18 protein-coding genes are annotated in these 18910 nt (G+C 40.9%); 4 read left to right on the top strand and 14 right to left on the bottom strand.

All coding sequences use genetic code 11. The features are described 5' to 3' along the window. Positions 1 to 36: 36 nt before the first annotated feature. From EL140_RS03020 to EL140_RS02975, 10 genes are all read right to left on the bottom strand, one after another. Positions 37 to 900, bottom strand: coding sequence for a helix-turn-helix domain-containing protein (locus EL140_RS03020; RefSeq protein ID WP_000909920.1), 864 nt, complete (start codon positions 898 to 900; stop codon positions 37 to 39). A gap of 373 nt (positions 901 to 1273) precedes the next feature. Further along, positions 1274 to 1828: a DJ-1 family glyoxalase III gene (locus EL140_RS03015; protein ID WP_001140918.1), complete on the bottom strand. Its 555-nt coding sequence runs from the start codon at positions 1826 to 1828 to the stop codon at positions 1274 to 1276. 10 nt (positions 1829 to 1838) lie between these two features. Further along, on the bottom strand, positions 1839 to 3062 hold the full coding sequence (locus tag EL140_RS03010) for an FtsW/RodA/SpoVE family cell cycle protein (RefSeq protein ID WP_000830415.1): 1224 nt from the start codon (positions 3060 to 3062) through the stop codon (positions 1839 to 1841). A gap of 5 nt (positions 3063 to 3067) precedes the next feature. Continuing rightward, positions 3068 to 5557, bottom strand: coding sequence for a bifunctional DnaQ family exonuclease/ATP-dependent helicase (locus EL140_RS03005; RefSeq protein ID WP_002875130.1), 2490 nt, complete (start codon positions 5555 to 5557; stop codon positions 3068 to 3070). Between the two features lie 199 nt (positions 5558 to 5756). Next, a complete protein-coding gene (locus EL140_RS03000; RefSeq protein WP_002875132.1) occupies positions 5757 to 6608 on the bottom strand; it encodes an NAD(P)H-hydrate dehydratase in 852 nt (283 codons plus the stop codon). A gap of 56 nt (positions 6609 to 6664) precedes the next feature. Beyond that, a complete protein-coding gene (locus EL140_RS02995; protein ID WP_000673607.1) occupies positions 6665 to 7438 on the bottom strand; it encodes an HAD hydrolase family protein in 774 nt (257 codons plus the stop codon). A 4-nt stretch (positions 7439 to 7442) separates the two neighbouring features. After that, positions 7443 to 8300, bottom strand: a complete 858-nt coding sequence (locus tag EL140_RS02990) for a bifunctional methylenetetrahydrofolate dehydrogenase/methenyltetrahydrofolate cyclohydrolase (RefSeq protein WP_000057225.1) — start codon at positions 8298 to 8300, stop codon at positions 7443 to 7445. Between the two features lie 148 nt (positions 8301 to 8448). Next, on the bottom strand, positions 8449 to 8769 hold the full coding sequence (locus EL140_RS02985) for a TfoX/Sxy family protein (protein WP_000168538.1): 321 nt from the start codon (positions 8767 to 8769) through the stop codon (positions 8449 to 8451). 33 nt (positions 8770 to 8802) lie between these two features. Then, entirely contained in the window at positions 8803 to 9537 is a 735-nt protein-coding gene (locus EL140_RS02980; protein WP_000140925.1) for an amino acid ABC transporter ATP-binding protein, read from the bottom strand. Then, positions 9537 to 10220 carry an amino acid ABC transporter permease gene (locus EL140_RS02975; RefSeq protein ID WP_001011622.1) on the bottom strand — a complete coding sequence of 228 codons (684 nt, stop codon included), beginning with the start codon at positions 10218 to 10220 and terminating at the stop codon, positions 9537 to 9539. The genes EL140_RS02980 and EL140_RS02975 overlap by 1 nt, the downstream gene beginning before the upstream one ends. A 191-nt stretch (positions 10221 to 10411) precedes the next feature. Here EL140_RS02975 and EL140_RS02970 point away from each other — a divergent pair, with 191 nt between their 5' ends. After that, a complete protein-coding gene (locus tag EL140_RS02970) occupies positions 10412 to 10642 on the top strand; it encodes a DUF1797 family protein (RefSeq protein ID WP_000443577.1) in 231 nt (76 codons plus the stop codon). A gap of 239 nt (positions 10643 to 10881) precedes the next feature. Next, positions 10882 to 13140: an ATP-dependent Clp protease ATP-binding subunit gene (locus EL140_RS02965; protein WP_000882482.1), complete on the top strand. Its 2259-nt coding sequence runs from the start codon at positions 10882 to 10884 to the stop codon at positions 13138 to 13140. A 42-nt stretch (positions 13141 to 13182) separates the two neighbouring features. On the opposite strand, the gene EL140_RS02960 is transcribed toward EL140_RS02965, so the two are convergent. Continuing rightward, positions 13183 to 13797 (bottom strand): GyrI-like domain-containing protein, encoded by a 615-nt coding sequence (locus tag EL140_RS02960; RefSeq protein WP_000873097.1) that lies wholly within the window; start codon positions 13795 to 13797, stop codon positions 13183 to 13185. Positions 13798 to 13851: 54 nt separating this feature from the next. Continuing rightward, positions 13852 to 14754, bottom strand: coding sequence for a helix-turn-helix transcriptional regulator (locus tag EL140_RS02955; RefSeq protein ID WP_000841074.1), 903 nt, complete (start codon positions 14752 to 14754; stop codon positions 13852 to 13854). Positions 14755 to 14930: 176 nt separating this feature from the next. Here EL140_RS02955 and EL140_RS02950 point away from each other — a divergent pair, with 176 nt between their 5' ends. Both EL140_RS02950 and EL140_RS02945 read left to right on the top strand, forming a co-directional pair. Next, positions 14931 to 15383: an NUDIX hydrolase gene (locus tag EL140_RS02950; RefSeq protein ID WP_000013089.1), complete on the top strand. Its 453-nt coding sequence runs from the start codon at positions 14931 to 14933 to the stop codon at positions 15381 to 15383. Between the two features lie 58 nt (positions 15384 to 15441). Next, complete coding sequence (locus EL140_RS02945) at positions 15442 to 15741, top strand: DUF1827 family protein (RefSeq protein WP_000767207.1); 300 nt, start codon at positions 15442 to 15444, stop codon at positions 15739 to 15741. A gap of 61 nt (positions 15742 to 15802) precedes the next feature. On the opposite strand, the gene metK is transcribed toward EL140_RS02945, so the two are convergent. Together metK and EL140_RS02935 are read right to left on the bottom strand one after the other, a co-directional pair. Next, positions 15803 to 16999 carry a methionine adenosyltransferase gene (gene metK / locus EL140_RS02940; RefSeq protein WP_000003921.1) on the bottom strand — a complete coding sequence of 399 codons (1197 nt, stop codon included), beginning with the start codon at positions 16997 to 16999 and terminating at the stop codon, positions 15803 to 15805. A 340-nt stretch (positions 17000 to 17339) separates the two neighbouring features. Next, entirely contained in the window at positions 17340 to 18719 is a 1380-nt protein-coding gene (locus EL140_RS02935) for a VWA domain-containing protein (protein ID WP_000361429.1), read from the bottom strand. Between the last annotated feature and the right edge of the window lie 191 nt (positions 18720 to 18910).

Raw genomic sequence — 18910 nt, 5'->3', positions numbered from 1 at the left:
TTTTCAAAATGATCATTTTTTGTTGCACATCTACAACTATGAAAGGCAAATTCTTTCAAACTGTTCTTTAAGTTTTTGGGCAACACCAAAGGAATCTAAAAATTCAAAAAAAGATAGGCATTGCTCGATGTCACTGAGAGCATTAGTATTCCCAACCTTGTAGGCATACAGAGCCCTATGATACTTAATCAGCGTTCGATCATATAGATCTGTTTCAGGGATTTTAGAGTGGTCGAGATAATTGAGAAACCTCATAGCAACTAGCAGATGGTTTCCTTCTATACAGACGCTAATGACATTAAGTAGCATCTTGATAATACGGCGGCGATTTTCAGGTAGGTTGTTATAAAACTGGGTACGATTGATCATCTCACTAGCAAAGGTTTCCAGCGTTTCCAAGGTCATCAAATCAACACTGTTTGTAAAAAGCCAGAGTTCATAACGTCCCCACTCCTCAACAGAAAAGAGATGATCCGTCAGGAATTCTATATCCTTCTTGCTAATCTGAAAATCTGAGCAACAGGAGGACAAGAGGGCCCTGACAATGATTGTATTGAGTTTATAGTTTTTTTTCTCAGGAAACTGTTCGGTCAATGCTTCTGAGCTTGACAAAATATTTTGGAGCTTGACAACATTGTTTTCCTGATATGCATCAGCTACTTTTTTTGAGAACAGCACATCATCTGAATCAATGTAATTATGGTAAACATACTGAAACTCCTCTAGGGAAACGGCCATATTTTTTAAACAGCAATAAAAAGAATCAAGTGTGATCCCATTGACTCCCCGTTCAAAACGGGATAGCTGAGCCACGGAAATATCACCAGCAGCCACCTCTTTCAGGGACATTTTTTTTGATTCTCTAATGACTTTGAATATTTTTCCAAATGCTTTCAACATATCACTCCCCCAGTTTCGTATATGCAAAAAATTCTTACTAATTTTAATATACTAGTAACACGTTTCAATTATATTACAGAGAAAGTACTTTATATTTCAAATTAATACAAGCAGATTAATTCGCATGATAAAGCATTTTAATATAGCATTTATTGAATGTTCTATCTTTTTCATGAATCTATTGATTTCAGTAGAAATCTGAACTATTCTATCTAACAACTTGAAAACACTAACATTTCTAGAGATAGATTTCCTTCTTATGTTAAACGAATCTTGGTTGATTTATAAAAGATTGATATAAAAGCGCAGGACAATCATATGAAACATTTTTTAGAAATGGAGTAAATAAAAAAACGAGAGCCGAACTCTCGTTTTACTGTTGATTTCCAAAGACATCTCGATAGAGCATGCCGTCTCGTAAACTTTCAGCATCTCCTCCCAATTGCTCTACCAATTCATAGGCAAAGGCAAGTGCGGTTGACGGTCCTCGGCTAGTTGTTAGATTACCATCTACAACCACTGTTTGTTTTTGATAAATTCCGTCAGTAATTTGCTCCTGAACTCCGTCATAACAAGTAAAGTGCTTGTCTTTCAGGACACCTGCTTGATGGAGAGCGATTGGAGCTGCACAGATAGCTGCAATTTTCTTTCCAGCTTGATCAAAGGCTTTAATCTCAGAAATGAGGGCTGGATTATCCCGTAGGTGAGCTGATCCTGGCATGCCACCTGGAAGAACTACCAAGTCATAGTCAGACAAATCACCATCAAAGATACGGTCGGCTGTTACCCGAATGTCATGTGATCCCGTCACCTGCTCCTCAAATCCTACCATATCACAGGAAATGTTTGCTCGACGCAAGACATCGATTACTGTCAAGGCTTCGATTTCTTCAAAGCCATTTGCTAAGATAACTGCAACTTTTGCCATAGTGGCCTCCTTATTTGATTTGTTTTAGGACGACTTTCTTTCGTTTGAATGGAACTTTTCCACTTTTCTCTTCTGCTAGATTGGTCTGGTAACTCATAGACAAGAGGAGACCAACACCGATGAGGTTACTAATAATTGCGGAGCCCCCTTGAGAAATAAATGGCAGAGGAATACCTGTCAAAGGAAGTAAGCCTGTCACGGCACCGATATTTTCAAAGATATGGAAGAGCAACATCATGATAAAACCAGTCGAAATGTAGGTGTAGAACTGGTTATTTGACCTGAGCGTAATCTTCAACATACGGTAGATGAGAAGCAAGTATAAAGCAACCACAAAGACTGAACCAATAAAGCCAAAGTCTTCTGCAATTACGGTGAAAATCATATCACTCTCACGTACTGGAATGAGGAGATTGGACACATTGAAACCTTGTCCAAACAAGCCACCACTTCCAATCGCAATTTGTCCCTGCGCCTGTTGATATGTTGTTGTTTGTGCAAAGTCAAAGGGATTGAGCCAAGCCAAGATGCGGTTGATCTGGTAGGTTGGCATCCCAATCTGATGCAAGAAGGCACGTCCATCCTTGCTTATAAAGATGGCCATGAAGCCTACAACTGCAGTCACTCCTGTCGCAAAAACAGGAATGATAATCTTCCACGAAACACCTGAAAGGAGAACCATACCGGAAAAAATAGCTACAAAGACCAAGGCAGTCCCCAAGTCACTTTGTAGGGCTAAGAGGATCAAGACTGGTATGGTAAAGGCAATCATCCAACCAATCAATAGGAAATCCAAGGGAATAGTTCGTCGCCATTCCTTGTGTTTTTGAGTGAATCTTACAATGGCTCGAGCCAACATCAAGATATAGGAAATCTTCATGAACTCCGATGGCTGAAAGAGTGTCGTTCCACCAATCGATACCCAGTTCTTGGCACCTGTTGACGCTACAAGATTTGGATTGTAGAAAACAAGAGGTAGGATCATCAAAGCTAGCCCTAGACCATAAAGATAGGGAGTCACCTTCCATAAAAACTCGGTATTAAAGAACATGACCACAAAACCAATGACAAGGCCCAAGGAAATCCAAGCGATTTGCTGACCTAGAATTGGTAATACATTATTTGGATAGTCATGACTAACTGCTATATAAATGGCCACTACTCCAATCACCAGTAAACAAAACACTGGTAGGAGGAGGCTATAATCGACTCGAGAGTCGAAGGAACGTTTCATATTTTTTACCTTTTCTCTTTCTTGGATTTTTCTTTCATTCTATTGCGACGAGATTGGAGAAAATCAGCTACAGCAGGCTCTAGCTGTTCTCTAGAAAGAACCTGAACAGCCCTTTCTTTTGACAAGGCCTGGGCGATTTGTTTGCCGTAACGCTTGCTAACGACACGACTGTCTAAGATAACAGCAACCGAACCTTGGTCAGATCTTCTAACAGTACGGCCCAGAGCTTGTTTTAGCCGAATAATCGCCATCGGCAACTGATAATCATAGAAAGGATTTTTCCCTTCTTGACGCAGTTCTTGGTTTAATTTTTTGGTTAACGGTTCTTGGGGGTTTTGGAAAGGCAATCTCGGAATCACTTGGATCACGCAAGGATGGGTTGAAAAATCAACTCCTTCCCAGAAACTACCTGTTCCGAGTAAGATCTGGCGTTCACCTTTTTCAAAACGTTTTTTCAGTTGGCTTGGTTCCCCATTTTTATACTGAGCTAGATGCGGTTGGTCGAGCAGGTCTGAAACAGCCAGCAACATCTCTTTTGAGGTAAACAAGACCAGTATGGGTTCTTGAAAGGCCTGTAAGCTTCGAGTGACAGAAGCCACTTCACTAGCATAGTCAACAGGTGAAACTTCTGTCACAAGAGGAAAATCATCGACTAGAAAGACTTCTTGTTGCTCCTGCTTTGCTACATCAAGCTTAACAAGCGGAGCATCTGGAAATCCCAACAAATCTGCTAAGGAAACCCGATTACTGATTTCAAGAGTGGCCGATACTCCTAGGAGTCTACAATCTTCTGGCAATAAGTCTGCTAGTATAAAGCGGCCTTTTTTACTTGAACAAATCAAGACATCCTTGCTCGATTTCTCTGCTGTAGCAAGCCAAAATTCACGATCCGAGGTGAAAAAGTTTGCAATTTCTCGATACTCTGGGAGAGTTAACTCCGAAAAATGTTGGCGCAACTCTTCAAGAGAATCCAACCACTTTCCATTCTTCAGACCTGACTGATAGTGCTCCATCAAGTAACGACATTCAAAACCTATACTCTCCAGCAAGCGTTTCTGAACCAAATCTTCCTCTGTCTCCAAGGACTTTTCAATTTGAGTTACAAGTTCCTCAAGGCGATAAGCCTGCTGGGCTAGATTTTCGAGAGCTAGCAGCATTTTTTGAGCTTCATCCAAGATCAGCAAACGGTTATCGACAAACTCTGGATTGTCTTCCAAACGAGTGACCAGATAGGCATGATTAGTCAAGAGAACGCGACTGGTCTTGGCCTTTTCCTGCCCTCGTTTCCAAAAATCCTCTGTGGCAAATAAACTTTTCTTTGAAAGCTTGCCATCGTGGACTAGTTCTGGCAGAAAGTGCTGGTAGCGATAAAGCTGCCCGATTTCGTCCAAGTCACCTGTCTCTGACTCTGTTAGCCAGATAAGCAACTGCATTTTAAAGCGTGTGAAAAGGCGATTGGACTCTGATCGATGGAGAACTCTGTGAAAGGCATCCAGTTTTAAATAGTTTTGAGGACCCTTGAGACTATGAATCTCCAGATGGAAAACCTCTTTTAAGCGCTGACCTTCTTCTTGCATGATTTGATTTTGAAGAATTTTGGTCGGAACACTCACTAGGATACCTACTTGACTCTCCAAGTTCAAAGCTGGGAGGAGATAACCATAAGTCTTGCCCAGTCCCGTTTGGGCTTGGATAAAGGAAGTCTGGTGTTCTTCCAATAATTGCTCAATCTTCTCCGCAAATTCCATCTGTTGCGGTCGCTCCTCCAGCCCCAATAAAGAAATGTTTTTAGCAAAGTCTTTGGATAACTTTCGTGGGACTAAGGCTTTGCTTTCCTTTCTGAGGAAAAGCCCATGAAGCTCCATCAAGTCTGGCGAAGATAAGAGAGATTGTTGCTGGTAAACCTCCTCAATCAACAGATAACTTTCATAGAGAAGGTTGTCTGCAAGGTCTAACAAGCTTTCTAAGAGCCCTTTAGGTAGCTCAAAAAGTTTTTGACGCATGTAAAGCAAGAGTTCAGCTGTTGCCTGAGCATCTGACAGGGCAGTGTGGGCATGTTCCAGCTCAATTCCCAACTCTTGACAAAGGATACCTAAGTTATACTTTTCAAACTGAGGATACAGAACCTGGGCAAGCTCAACTGTATCCACCCGCGGTGTGCGCAATTCATATCCTTCAAAAAAGAGAAATTCTGCAAGAAGGTTGGCATCAAACTGTACATTGTGCGCAACAAAAATACCGTCCTTAACCAATTCAAAAATTTTTCCAGCCACCTGAGAAAATTCTGGTGCCACAGCCAAACGTTGATCGGTCAGACCTGTTAATTCTTTGATATGAGAGTCCAAGGGTTCATGAGGATTGACATCAGTCGCATACTGATCGATGATTTCACCATTCTCAATCACCACAATGCCTACTTGAATAATTTTTGCCTTGCTTCCGGTGCTGGTCGCCTCTAAATCAACGACCACATACCGATCATTTCTTGCATTCATCATTAAAAATTATATCAAAAAAAGCATGATTTGACACCCCTCAACTTTGATAACAATCTCGCTTTCCTTGCGAGTTTGACTAAAAATCAAGACCTTAAAAGAGAGAATTTCACACAAGTTCAGCAGTTGGTCGCTGGTTCTGAGGTATTTGAAAACTTTATCAACAAAGCTACATCAACATAAAAAGACAACCAAGATATTAGCTGCCTTTTTGAGATATTTTTTTCATTGTTTTCGGAAGAGCTTTACTAATTTCTGTTGGCAGGACAAAATAGTTTTCTTGAGCTAGTTCTTGCGCAATAGCTGAATGAAGATAGGTCGCTACCACCACGCTCTCATAGAGACTGACTTGATGAAACTGACCTGCAAAACCTGCAATCATCCCAGCCAGAGTATCTCCCATTCCACCAGTTGCTTGATAGGGGCCTCCAACCTGTAACTGATAATATTCAGGCTGACCGACTTGCCAGATACGAGTTGCCGGACCTTTCTCAACTAAAATCGTTCCTTGAGGAAAATCAGAAAGAGCCCTAGTAGTCGTCTCTGTATTTTGATGGTCAAGAACTATACCAGACAGTCTTTCCCATTCCTTTTGGTGGGGAGTTAGGATGAGCTGACTAGAAGGAAATGGTAACTGGCCGTTTGCTAAGATGCCCAAAGCGCCGCCATCTGCAATCAAAATCTGGTCTTTTCTAAGGCTGTCAAAGACCCTTTTTACGAGTTCTTCTCCAAATGCATCCTCTCGCAAACCCGGACCTAACAAGACAACTTCTGCCTTTTCCAACTGCTCTTTTAACAATTCCTGGTCTTGAAGAGAGAAGGCCATAGCCTCAGGTAAATGACTGTGTAGAGCAAGGATATTTTCCCTATCTGTTCCAACGGTCACCAATCCTGCACCACTTTTTACAGTTGCCAAGGCAGCCATGATGATGGCTCCACCATAAGGATAGGTCCCTCCCAGCAAAAGCAGACGGCCATAGTCTCCTTTATGACTGGTACGAGAACGTTCAATAATGACTTTTTCTAGTAAGGCTTGATCAATCACTTTCATCCTTTTTTCCTCTCTATTCATTATACTATAAAAGGAGGTTCAGACCTCCTTCTACACTATTTTCCCTTAAATTCCGCAAAGGTCTGTAAGATTTTAGCTGCCACTGCTGGAGAAGGTTCTCCTTTTAGCTCTAACGTGTCATCTGCATATGGAGTAAGGCCAGCAAAGTCTCCTATCTGGACTGAATAAAGAGACGTTTTAAACAATTCAATATCGTTTTGGTCATTTCCAAAGGCGATGAAGTTCTCCCCACATAACTTTTCAACAGTTGTCGCCTTATGAGTATCCAAGGGGTTGACATAAAGGCACTTTTCATGCGCATGATAGGAGAGATGAGCCTGCCCCAGTCTTTCTAACTGACCAAGCAAATCATCAAGCAACTCCTCGTGGTCGCCCATATAAACGACTACCTTAATCGGAGTACCCAAGTCCTTGAGTTTCTGATGACGAGCCACCTTTAGGGGATCTACACTGGAGAAAAATGGAATCTTCTCTACAATCTGACCACTATAGTCAAAGCAATCATCTGCAAAAAAAGGGAGATTGTAGGTCTGGCAATAATCCACTAGCGCCTGATAAACTCTAGCATCGAGATTCCTTTCGAAGATAGCCTGCCCCAGATGATAGGCTACGCCACCATTCAATCCTATGACTAAGCGCTGACTGAGTTCAGAACCTAATAAACCCAGGCAATCCCGATAAGAGCGAGCTGAAGCAAATACAATCTCATGCCCATAATCTTCAGCCTTTAAAAGAACCTGCTTAATCTCCTCATCAATGGTCATGTAGTCAAAAGATAGCGTTCCATCCAGGTCAAATACGAATTTCATCTTCCTAGTCCTTGTTTAGTGTTCGAAGCGCTGCCTGATAGGTTTGCTCCATTAGCATGGTAATAGTCATAGGTCCAACTCCGCCCGGTACAGGTGTGATGTGACTAGCAAGTGGTGCAACGGCATCATAATCAACATCTCCACAAAGCTTGCCATTTTCATCTCGGTTCATCCCAACGTCAATGACAACTGCACCTGGTTTGACGAAGTCAGCAGTCACAAACTTGGCGCGACCAATAGCTACGACAAGGATATCCGCCTTAGCAGCAACCTTGGCAAGATGATGGGTGCGTGAGTGGGTCAAAGTCACAGTCGCATTCTTGGCTAGAAGAAGCTGAGCCATGGGTTTTCCAACGATATTTGAACGACCGATAACAACCGCATTTTTACCTTCTAGATCAATCCCATATTCATGAAACATCTCCATAATTCCTGCTGGCGTTGAAGGAATCATAACTGGATGACCAGACCAGAGGCGACCCATGTTTAGAGGATGAAAACCATCCACGTCTTTTTCGGGGTCAATGGCTAATAAAACCGCCTCTTCGTCAATATGTTTTGGCAAAGGTAATTGAACCAAAATCCCATGCCAAGCTGGATCTTGATTGTATTTGGCAATCAAGTCTAACAATTCCGCTTGGGTAATGGTCTCTGGAACTCGCACGACTTCACTACGGAAGCCAGCAGCGAGAGCTGACCGTTCCTTATTGCGAACGTAGACTTGGCTGGCAGGATTGTCCCCCACCAAAATCACTACCAATCCTGGAACTAGACCTGTTTCTTCTTTTAGTTTAGCCGTCTTCTCAGCCAACTGTCCTTGTAACTTAGCCGCAAGAGCCTTCCCATCGATAATCTGAGCCATATCTCTTCTCTTTTCTATCAAATATCCTCTATTATATCAAAAAATAACTCGCCATCCTAACACTTCTTGCCTAATGGACCCTATAGTCTGAAACTATAAGAAAAAGCCCTTATCGAGCTTTTATGCCTATTTATACTAGGTAAACTTGTTATGCTTTCTTTTTGACTTTTGGAGCCGGTAAGACTTCATACATCTCCTTGATTAATCTGATTAGACATGATTTATCTTCAATGTCTTCTATCAAAATCATCTCCTTAGCTCCTTCATAAGGACGTTCAAGCCTAGTCTGTCCCAGTTGATCCATGACCAGCTTCACAGGCTTCAGTAACAGACGATTATCATAGATTCCCCCAATAATCTTCCCACGATAATAAAGGATATACTCTCCCATCATTGGACGATAACTCATCTCCTCTAGCTCTGATAGCTGTTCGAGAATAAAATTTAAATATTCTTTACTGGAAGCCATGATGCCTACTCCATTTCTTCTAAAAATGAGGTATTACAAAACCTTACTCAAAAATTCCTTGGTCCGTTGTTCTTTTGTTTGATCGAAAATCTCCTCTGGTGTTCCATCTTCGACAACAACTCCATCCGCCATAAAGATAACACGGTCTGCTACCTCACGCGCAAAGCCCATTTCATGAGTCACAATCACCATAGTCATCCCTGACTTGGCAAGGTCTTGCATAACAGCTAGAACCTCTCCGACCATCTCAGGATCTAGGGCTGAAGTCGGCTCATCAAAAAGCAAAACATCTGGTTCCATAGCAAGTCCACGTGCAATGGCAATCCGTTGTTGCTGACCACCTGATAAACTCTGAGGATAAGCCGTCGCCTTATCTGGCAAGCCAACTTTTTCTAACAGTTCCTGTGCTCTTTTCTCCGCAACTTCCTTGCTTTCACCTTTGGTTTTAATTGGTGACAAAGTGATATTTTCCATCACTGTCATATTGGGAAAGAGGTTGAATTGTTGGAATACCATACCCATCTTTTCACGCATAGCAAAAAGATCATTTTTCTTATCTGTGATATCAACTCCTTCAAAGATAACCTTGCCTTTACTTGCTTCTTCAAGGAGATTCATCGAACGAAGGAGAGTTGATTTCCCGCTCCCTGACGGACCGATAATGACCACAACTTCTCCTCGTTTAATCTCAAGGTTGATGCCTTTTAAAACTTCATTTTTCCCAAAAGACTTATGTAGTTCTTCAATTTTAATCAAGGTTTCTGTCATTATTTCTTGTCTCCTTGTCCAATATGTTTTTCAAATGCTTTCAACGCCACTGTCAAAACAGAGGTCATAATCAAATAGTAAAAGGCTGCAAATAAAAGAGGAGTCAACGGTAAATAAGTTGTTGTTGCTACTGTCGTTGCACCATTCCACAACTCCATCACCCCAATCGCAGACAAGAGGGAACTATCCTTGATAATGGTGATAAATTCATTTCCTAGAGCTGGAAGAATATTCTTGATAGCTTGTGGCAAAATGACATAACGCATGGCATTTTTCGGACGAATACCTAGAGAATATGCAGCCTCTAACTGCCCTTTAGGAACCGCATTGATCCCAGCACGAACAGTTTCTGAAACGTAAGCTCCACTATTCATAGAAATAATCAGAATACCAGGAATCAAACGAGAAAGATCAACTCCTAAAATTCCCACTTGAATAGTCGGAGCATTGATATGCATAAGAGCAAAGGCAATCATAATCTGAACCATCATCGGAGTTCCACGGAAGATCCAAACATACACATTTGCAAACCAAACGAGCGGTTTAAAGCGTGAACGTTGGGCAAAGGCCAGTAACACACCTATAATGGTTCCTAAGCAGACGACAAGGATGGAAATCAATACGGTAATCAGAGCACCATAGTTAAAATACGGTAAATACTTTGGTAAAAAAGAAAAATTCATATTCAATCAACTTTCTATGTATTAGATTGTATGATTATAACATGAATTGAATTAAAATGCAATCCTTTTTCTCTAATTTTACCAATTAACTTGATAGAATGGAGAAATAGAGAGAAATCACAGTTTTTTTCTAGTCAACTACCTCTTGTTTATGGTAAAATAGAAACGATAAGAAATGGAGGAGAATCAAAATGGAATCACATTTGGTTAGAATCATTAACCGCCTAGAAGCAATGACAAAAGATGGTGGAAATCTAAAACGTAATTTTGAACGTGAAGGTGTTGTCGTCGCAGAAGTTGCATACAGCCACGACGAAGAAAACGGATCACTCTTCACCCTTCGCGATGTAGAGGCTCGTGAAACTTATACTTTTGATAGCATTGATTTGATTGCAATGGAGATCTACGAACTCCTTTACTAATATAAAAAAAAACGGGCAGTAAGGCCCGATGAATGAGAATCCTTTTTGTCACCACAAATGGGATTTTTTCTTACCTTTAATGCTGCTTCATTCTCCATAAATCCTGCTTTTAAAAACGACTACTTCCCAATCTTTTTACTTGCTTTACACCTTAATCATGCTATAATGAGAGTATAAAACTTTGACTATTCTTGACCTTTTTTCTTAGGCCAAGAATATGAATGAAATGAGGTAGATGTATGCTCTGTCAAAACTGTAAAATAAACGACTCAACAATTCATCTGTATACCAATATCAATGGACAGCAAAAGCAAATTGATCTCTGTCAAAATTGCTATAAAATTATCAAAACAGATCCAAATAATACCCTCTTTAAAGGAATGACTGACTTAAACAATCATGACTTTGATCCTTTCGGCGACTTTTTCAATGATTTGAACAATTTCAAACCTTCTTCTAATAACGTCCCTCCAACTCAATCTGGTGGGGGATACGGAGGAAACGGCGGTTATGGGCCTCAAAACCGCGGTCCACTTCAAACACCTCCTAGCCAAGAAAGAGGACTCCTAGAGGAATACGGTATCAATATTACTGAGATTGCTCGTCGGGGAGATATTGACCCTGTTATCGGTCGAGATGAGGAGATTATCCGTGTTATCGAAATCCTCAACCGAAGAACCAAGAACAATCCTGTCCTTATCGGAGAACCAGGTGTTGGTAAAACAGCCGTTGTTGAAGGTTTAGCTCAGAAGATTGTCGATGGCGATGTTCCTCATAAACTCCAAGGCAAGCAGGTCATCCGTCTGGATGTGGTCAGTCTAGTCCAAGGAACAGGGATTCGAGGCCAATTTGAAGAACGTATGCAAAAGCTCATGGAAGAAATTCGCAAACGCGAGGACATCATCCTCTTTATCGACGAAATCCATGAAATTGTTGGTGCAGGGTCAGCAGGTGATGGCAATATGGATGCAGGCAATATCCTTAAACCAGCCCTTGCCCGTGGTGAATTACAAATGGTCGGTGCCACTACTCTCAATGAATACCGCATCATTGAAAAAGATGCTGCCCTCGAGCGCCGTATGCAGCCTGTCAAGGTAGATGAACCAACTGTCGAAGAAACCATTATCATCCTTAAAGGGGTTCAAAAGAAATACGAAGACTACCATCACGTCAAGTATACTGATGCTGCTATCGAAGCTGCTGCAAATCTTTCCAATCGCTATATCCAAGATCGCTTCTTGCCAGACAAGGCTATTGACCTGTTAGATGAAGCTGGTTCTAAGATGAATCTGACACTGAACTTTGTTGATCCTAAAGTGATTGACCAGCGTTTAATTGAAGCTGAGAATCTCAAGGCTCAGGCTACTCGAGAGGAAGACTTTGAAAAGGCTGCCTATTTCCGCGATCAGATTGCCAAGTACAAGGAAATGCAGAAAAACAAGGTGACTGACCAGGATACTCCTATCATTAGCGAGAAAACCATTGAGCATATCATTGAGCAGAAAACTAATATCCCTGTTGGGGAGCTAAAAGAAAAAGAACAGTCTCAGCTTATCCATCTAGCAGACGACCTCAAGGCCCATGTTATCGGACAAGATGAAGCTGTCGATAAGATTGCCAAGGCCATCCGTCGTAATCGTGTTGGTCTTGGAACTCCTAACCGCCCAATCGGAAGTTTCCTCTTTGTCGGACCAACTGGTGTCGGTAAGACAGAACTTTCCAAACAACTAGCCATTGAGCTCTTTGGTTCTGCTGACAGCATGATTCGCTTTGATATGAGTGAATACATGGAAAAACACAGTGTGGCTAAATTAGTCGGAGCTCCTCCAGGTTATGTCGGCTATGATGAAGCTGGTCAATTAACGGAAAAAGTTCGTCGCAATCCTTACTCACTCATCCTTCTCGATGAAGTCGAAAAAGCCCATCCAGATGTGATGCACATGTTCCTTCAAGTCTTGGACGATGGTCGTTTGACAGATGGGCAAGGACGAACAGTTAGCTTTAAGGATGCTATCATTATTATGACCTCAAATGCCGGTACGGGTAAGGCCGAAGCCAGTGTTGGGTTTGGAGCTGCTCGTGAAGGACGTACTAATTCTGTTCTTGGTGAACTCGGTAACTTCTTTAGTCCTGAGTTTATGAACCGTTTTGACGGCATCATCGAATTTAAACCTCTCAGCAAGGACAACCTTCTCCAAATCGTCGAACTCATGCTAGCGGATGTCAACAAACGCCTCTCTAGCAACAATATCCACCTCGATGTGACAGACAAGGTCAAGGAAAAATTGGTTGACTTAGGTTATGATCCAAAAATGGGGGCTCGCCCACTCCGCCGCACCATTCAAGACTATATCGAGGATGCTATCACAGACTACTACCTTGAAAACCCAAGTGAGAAAGCCCTCAAAGCAGTCATGACAAGCAATGGCAATATTCAAATCAAATCTGCCAAAAAAACTGAGAAAACAGAAGAGATTGCTTCTGAAATAGAAGAATAAAATCTCATAAAAAGAACAGGAAACAAGATTTCCTGTTCTTTTTTAATTCTCTTCTTGAACTTGATAGCGAAGAATTGTTTTCAATTTACTTGGCTCCGTTCGATGAAGGTTATTGAGATAGATTTCTCGGTGGATTTCCGAAGTTCTTTTGAGTTTATGAAGTTGACAAAAATGCTCCATCTCTGCAAAAGTCTCATTTTCAGTATCAAAAGGTCCTACATGAAGCATAGCAAGACTTTGGCCTTCTTCTATTTTTTCAAAGCGAATAGCCTCATAGAGAGGATTTGGTTTCTTGATTTTGACCTCGTTCAGAACTTCCTCAAATAGTTCTCTCGTAATAAAATCGGGTTGCCCAATCATAATACTATAAGAAAGCTCACTTTTTACCAGTTCTCCTTCCTTCTCCTTTTTCCATAAACCTTCTAAAGGAAAGACAGTAAAATCAGTGTAGACTTGATCCAGAAGAGTTTTTTTATACTTCATCTTTATAGCATAGGCTAAGGCATACAAGGCCCCTACTCGTTCTGAGAAATCTTCTTGATTTGGATCGCCTTTGCCATCAATCACGATATAGGATTGACCTGGTACCTGCGAGATGCTGGGCCTAGCCTTCACTTGATAAAGAGCTTTCGCTTCTTTTCTCCATTCGTATTTCATTTGGTTCTTCTCCTTTCTATCTCTAGTATAGCACCAAAACCCTGACATCTTTTGTCAAGGTTTATAAAGTTTTTGGATTTTTTCTAATCTAAAAAGCAATTCCTTCTTCAGATGATTGGGGGCGAGTATTTCCACCCCATCTAGATAAGACAGGAGGTAAGTATACAGACTTTCATGCTCTGGTAAGACTGTCTTGACATAGTAGTAGCCATCTTTCCCCAAGCTAATCTCATCTTCTGAAAAATCTTCATAAACCCGGAAAGCAAGCTTGGGACTAAACTTCAAGGAAACTTCGATTTGATTTGCCACTTGATCTGAACCATCAACGCAATCCATCACATTTTTCTGCTTCACAGTTTCAGTTGTTAGGTGATAATTCCTAATTCTAGACAATTTGAAAAAACGCCACTCTTCTTTCAAACAACAGTAGGCATGAAGGTACCAATCTCTCTTTTTAAATATGAGCCTAAAAGGCTCGACTGTACGAACCGTTTTCTGACCACACCCACCTAGATAAGTAATCACCAGTCGCCTCTTCTCTAAAATAGCATGTTTGATGTTATCGAATAATTCTTTTTGACCTTCTCGCTTTCTCCAGTCAGTCAAGTCTACCTCTATCCAAGGGCTGGTAGAAACTTGAAAAATAGATTCCAATTTTTCAAGCAACAGGTCTTGCCTGTTATCGGTCAAGGCTTGAATCCCTTGCAAAGATGACAGAAGTTCTAATTTTTCATCCTCAGATACTAGAGTACGATCCAGAACAAAGTCTTTCATTAAAAAGATTCCGCCCGCCTTTCCAGGTATCGAATACAGAGGAATCCCCGCCATACTCAACCGCTCAATATCACGATAAATCGTTCGTACAGATACTTCAAACAATCGAGCTAATTCAGGAGCCGTTGTACTGCCTTTTTCTAAAAGTAGATATAGGATACGAAATAGTCTTGATTCTGCCATAAAATCACCTCTCTTTTATTATACCAGTTATAGTGCGAGGGTTGGAAAGTTTAACTAGACAAGGATTGATCAAGACAAAGTAGCTTTTTCTGCACAAGTTCGTTGGTTTATTCTTGACAGCTTGGCCCTCGTCCATTATGATAATAATAAAGATACTAGAGAATGAGGACAGTTCAATGGCAAACCCAACTTTTGGTGAAAAAAAAGAGAATGTGACCTACCAGCACCGCTATGGTGTTTACGCAGTTATTCCTGATCCTGAAAAAAAACAAATCGTTTTAGTTCAAGCTCCCAATGGTGCTTGGTTCTTGCCAGGTGGAGAGATTGAAGCAGGAGAAGACCATCAAGAAGCACTGAAGAGAGAACTCATCGAAGAACTCGGTTTTACTGCTGAAATCGGAAGCTATTTCGGACAAGCTGATGAGTATTTCTACTCTCGCCACCGTGACACCTACTACTACAACCCAGCTTATCTCTATGAAGCTACTTCTTTCCAAAAAGTACAAAAACCATTAGAAGATTTTAATCATATTGCTTGGTTCCCTATTGATGAAGCAATTGAAAAACTCAAACGTGGTAGCCACAAATGGGGAATTGAAGCTTGGAAAATCCACCATGGAATTGACTAAAATACACGATTTTATCCAAAAAGTGCTATAATAGAGTTAGAAAATCGGAGGAACTATTATGAAGCTTATCAATACGACAAACTCACACTCGCAACTTGTTAAAAGCCAATTAGAAAGCACAGACGCAACTCTTGTCGAGGTCTATTCTGCTGGAAACACAGATGTAGTTTTCACACAAGCCCCGCTTCACTATGAAATCCTCATTTCCAACAAACACCGTGCTATTCGTGAACCTGAAATTGAAACCATTCAAGACTTCTTCTTGAAACGTAAAATCGACAAAGGAAGCATCGATGAAGCCAATATCAAGACGCTTTATTCTGATAAATTGATTGAGATTTCTATTCCTACAAAATAAGAAAGCCAGCCAAAAGCTGGTTTTCTTTCGCAAAAAAAGATTGGTAGTTTCTACCAATCTTTTAGTTTTGTTTCACAGCTTCTTTCAAAGCGTCTACCTTGTCCAAACGTTCCCAAGGAAGGTCAATATCTGTACGTCCCATGTGTCCATAAGCCGCTGTTTGACGGTAAATTGGACGTTTGAGATCCAGCATTTGGATAATTCCTGCAGGACGAAGGTCAAAGATTTGACGCGCTGCTTTTTCAAGCTTGCTTTCAGCTACTGTTCCTGTACCAAAAGTATCGATACGAACGGAAACAGGTTGCGCAACACCGATAGCGTACGCCAATTGCACTTCTGCCTTCCTAGCAAGACCTGCTGCCACGATATTCTTGGCAATGTAACGAGCTGCATAAGAAGCTGAACGGTCCACTTTAGTCGCATCCTTACCAGAGAAGGCACCTCCACCATGACGAGAGTAGCCACCATAGGTATCCACGATGATCTTACGACCAGTCAAGCCTGAGTCCCCTTGAGGTCCACCGATTACAAAGCGACCAGTTGGATTGATGAAGAATTTTGTTTGCTCATCCAAGTAAGAAGCTGGAATTACTTCTTTGATAACCTTGTTAATCACATCATTGTGAATTTGTTCATTGCTGACTTCTGGATCGTGCTGAGTTGAAATAACGACTGTATCCACACGTACTGGACGATCATTTTCATCATACTCCACAGTAACTTGTGATTTAGCATCTGGACGGAGATAGCTGATTTCACCAGACTTACGAAGTTCTGCCAAACGACGAACCAACTTATGACTGAGTGAGATTGGCAATGGCATGAGTTCTTCCGTTTCATCCACTGCAAATCCAAACATAAGACCTTGGTCACCAGCACCAATCAAGTCAAGCGGATCTTGATCTGCATTTCCACGGACTTCCAAGGCTTCGTTAACTCCTTGGGCGATATCCGGTGACTGCTCAACAAGCGATGGATGAACTCCCACCGTCTCCGCAGAAAAACCATATTCTGCATTCGTATAACCAATCTCTGCAATGGTATCACGAACCACACGGTTGATATCCACATAAGCATGTGTAGAAATTTCACCAAAAACATGGACAGAACCAGTGTATACAGCTGTCTCAGCAGCAACGTGCGCCTCTGGATCCTTTGCTAAAATAGCATCCAAAATCGCATCTGAAATTTGGTCTGCAATCTTATCCGGATGCCCCTCAGATACAGATTCAGACGTGAATAATTTACGTTCTGACATAAAAATGTCCCCCCCTTAAAAAATATTGTTATAGAGTTACAAAGTACTGGTAGAAAATCCTATCCTCTACGGGTTGCGACTCGAAAGAAAAATAGATCTTTCCACCACCTTATCGGGACTATATAACCTTATCATTATACCACTTTTTACTTTTTTTTGCAGTATTTTCTCGAAATCGAAAAAAGAACCTTACGGCTCTTTTCTCGTCATAAAAATTCGGCTTGTACTCCATAATACAGAAGGTCATACCTGTGCTTATCTGCATACTTCGTTTACAAACTACCTATTTTTTATCTGCTTTTTCCTCACAATGTTTTAACAAACAATCTTCCAGTTAGGGTTACTGTTCCTTAGACTTTCTATTGCTTACAGTTAAGCCAAGTCCAGCCATTAGGAGGCCAAGTCCTACAATACCATAGTTCGCTGTATCATTACTTCCTGTATCAGGGAGTTTCGTCACTTCTTTTTTATAAGCTGTAGCTACTGGAACTGTGGTAGTTGGAGTCGCACTTCCTGTCTGAGCAATAGGTAGTGTTGTACGACGTTCTAGGTAAAATTGGTAATTATCTTTCGTTACCTTGTAATTGTGTCCTTCAGTCACAGTTTCAACAATCCATGTAGTTGCATCCTTAGTTAAAGAATCAGCCAAGTTACGATTAATATTCATTAATCGACCTTCAGATACAAAATCTTTATAGCTAATATCGGTCCCTGTCGAAGTTGCAACAATTCTTTCGATTTTTGCGGCTTTCAAAGACGCAAGAGTATTCGCCATCGTTGGAATTGAAGGATCCTCCTTCATTGGAGCATCTGTCAACAATACGACAAACTTTTTATTTTTAGGTGACTTAGACCAGTCGTAGGTTGAAACAATTTGTGTAAGAGTAGGTGTAGATGTTTCAGGGAAGTCTCCACCATGTGCAAGCTTAATGCCTGCTAAGGCTTTTTCAAGCTCAGCTGGGTCAGAGGTAAAATAAGATTCATTAAATTTTGTTAAAATTGTACCCTCATCTGCTAATCCACCTATACGTCCATATACTTCATCACTAAAGGTAGCTAATCCAAAACGTGCTGCTACTCCATCTTTAGCAAGATTTCTTGCAAACTCATTGATATTGTTACGGACAGTGTCAATAGTTCGAGACATAGATGCTGAACGGTCAACAACAAAAACGATATCGGCAGAGTTAGATTTTGAAATCGTTCTTGTCGCTTTCTTGATTTCGACTGTAGTTGTTTTATCAACACGTTCATATTGGGTATAAGAATTTCCATCTTCATCTTTCCCGCTCACTGTACTCTCAGTTGTTTCAGTCTTTGGAGCAGGAAGTTCTTCGCTTTTTACAGGAGCCACTTCTGTCTTTGTGACTTCGACTGTTGCAGTTTCTTCATGAATCTTTTGATCACCTTCTTGGCGTTCTTTCACGTCAATAGGTGAAACCTTCTTAGAAACATCAACAAGTTCTCCAGGTTTTGCATCTGATTTGTTAACGACTGGTTTCGCCTCATCAGCTTTAATTTCTGCTACAGCAGCTTCGACTGCCGATTTATTTGCTTCGGTTTTCTTTACTGTTTCAGCTGAAGTAGATGCCGGTTGTGTTGTTTCATCTGCAGACACTTGTCCGACCTGAGCAAAAGCAAACAAAATTGCTACAGAAGCCAACCCAACTTTCATTTTACGGAATGAAAAACGTTGTTGTTTCATAAATGATTTATCCATAGAAGTCCCCTTTTCTTTTCACGGATCAAATGGTATAATCCGATTGTTTTATAGTATGATAACACAAATTTGTATAGTTTTCAATTTTTTTCCTTACAATTTCAATAAAATGTTGGTCTAAAAACAAGTTTTAAAGCTGATACTGTTTTATAAATCAAATTTTTTTAAGTATATAATTATTAGTTCTATCG

The sequence above is a fragment of the Streptococcus oralis ATCC 35037 genome (assembly GCF_900637025.1).
Taxonomy (GTDB): Bacteria; Bacillota; Bacilli; order Lactobacillales; family Streptococcaceae; genus Streptococcus; species Streptococcus oralis.
Note: the sequence above shows the minus strand (reverse complement) of the source record. Positions and strands in the feature narration are given on the sequence as shown.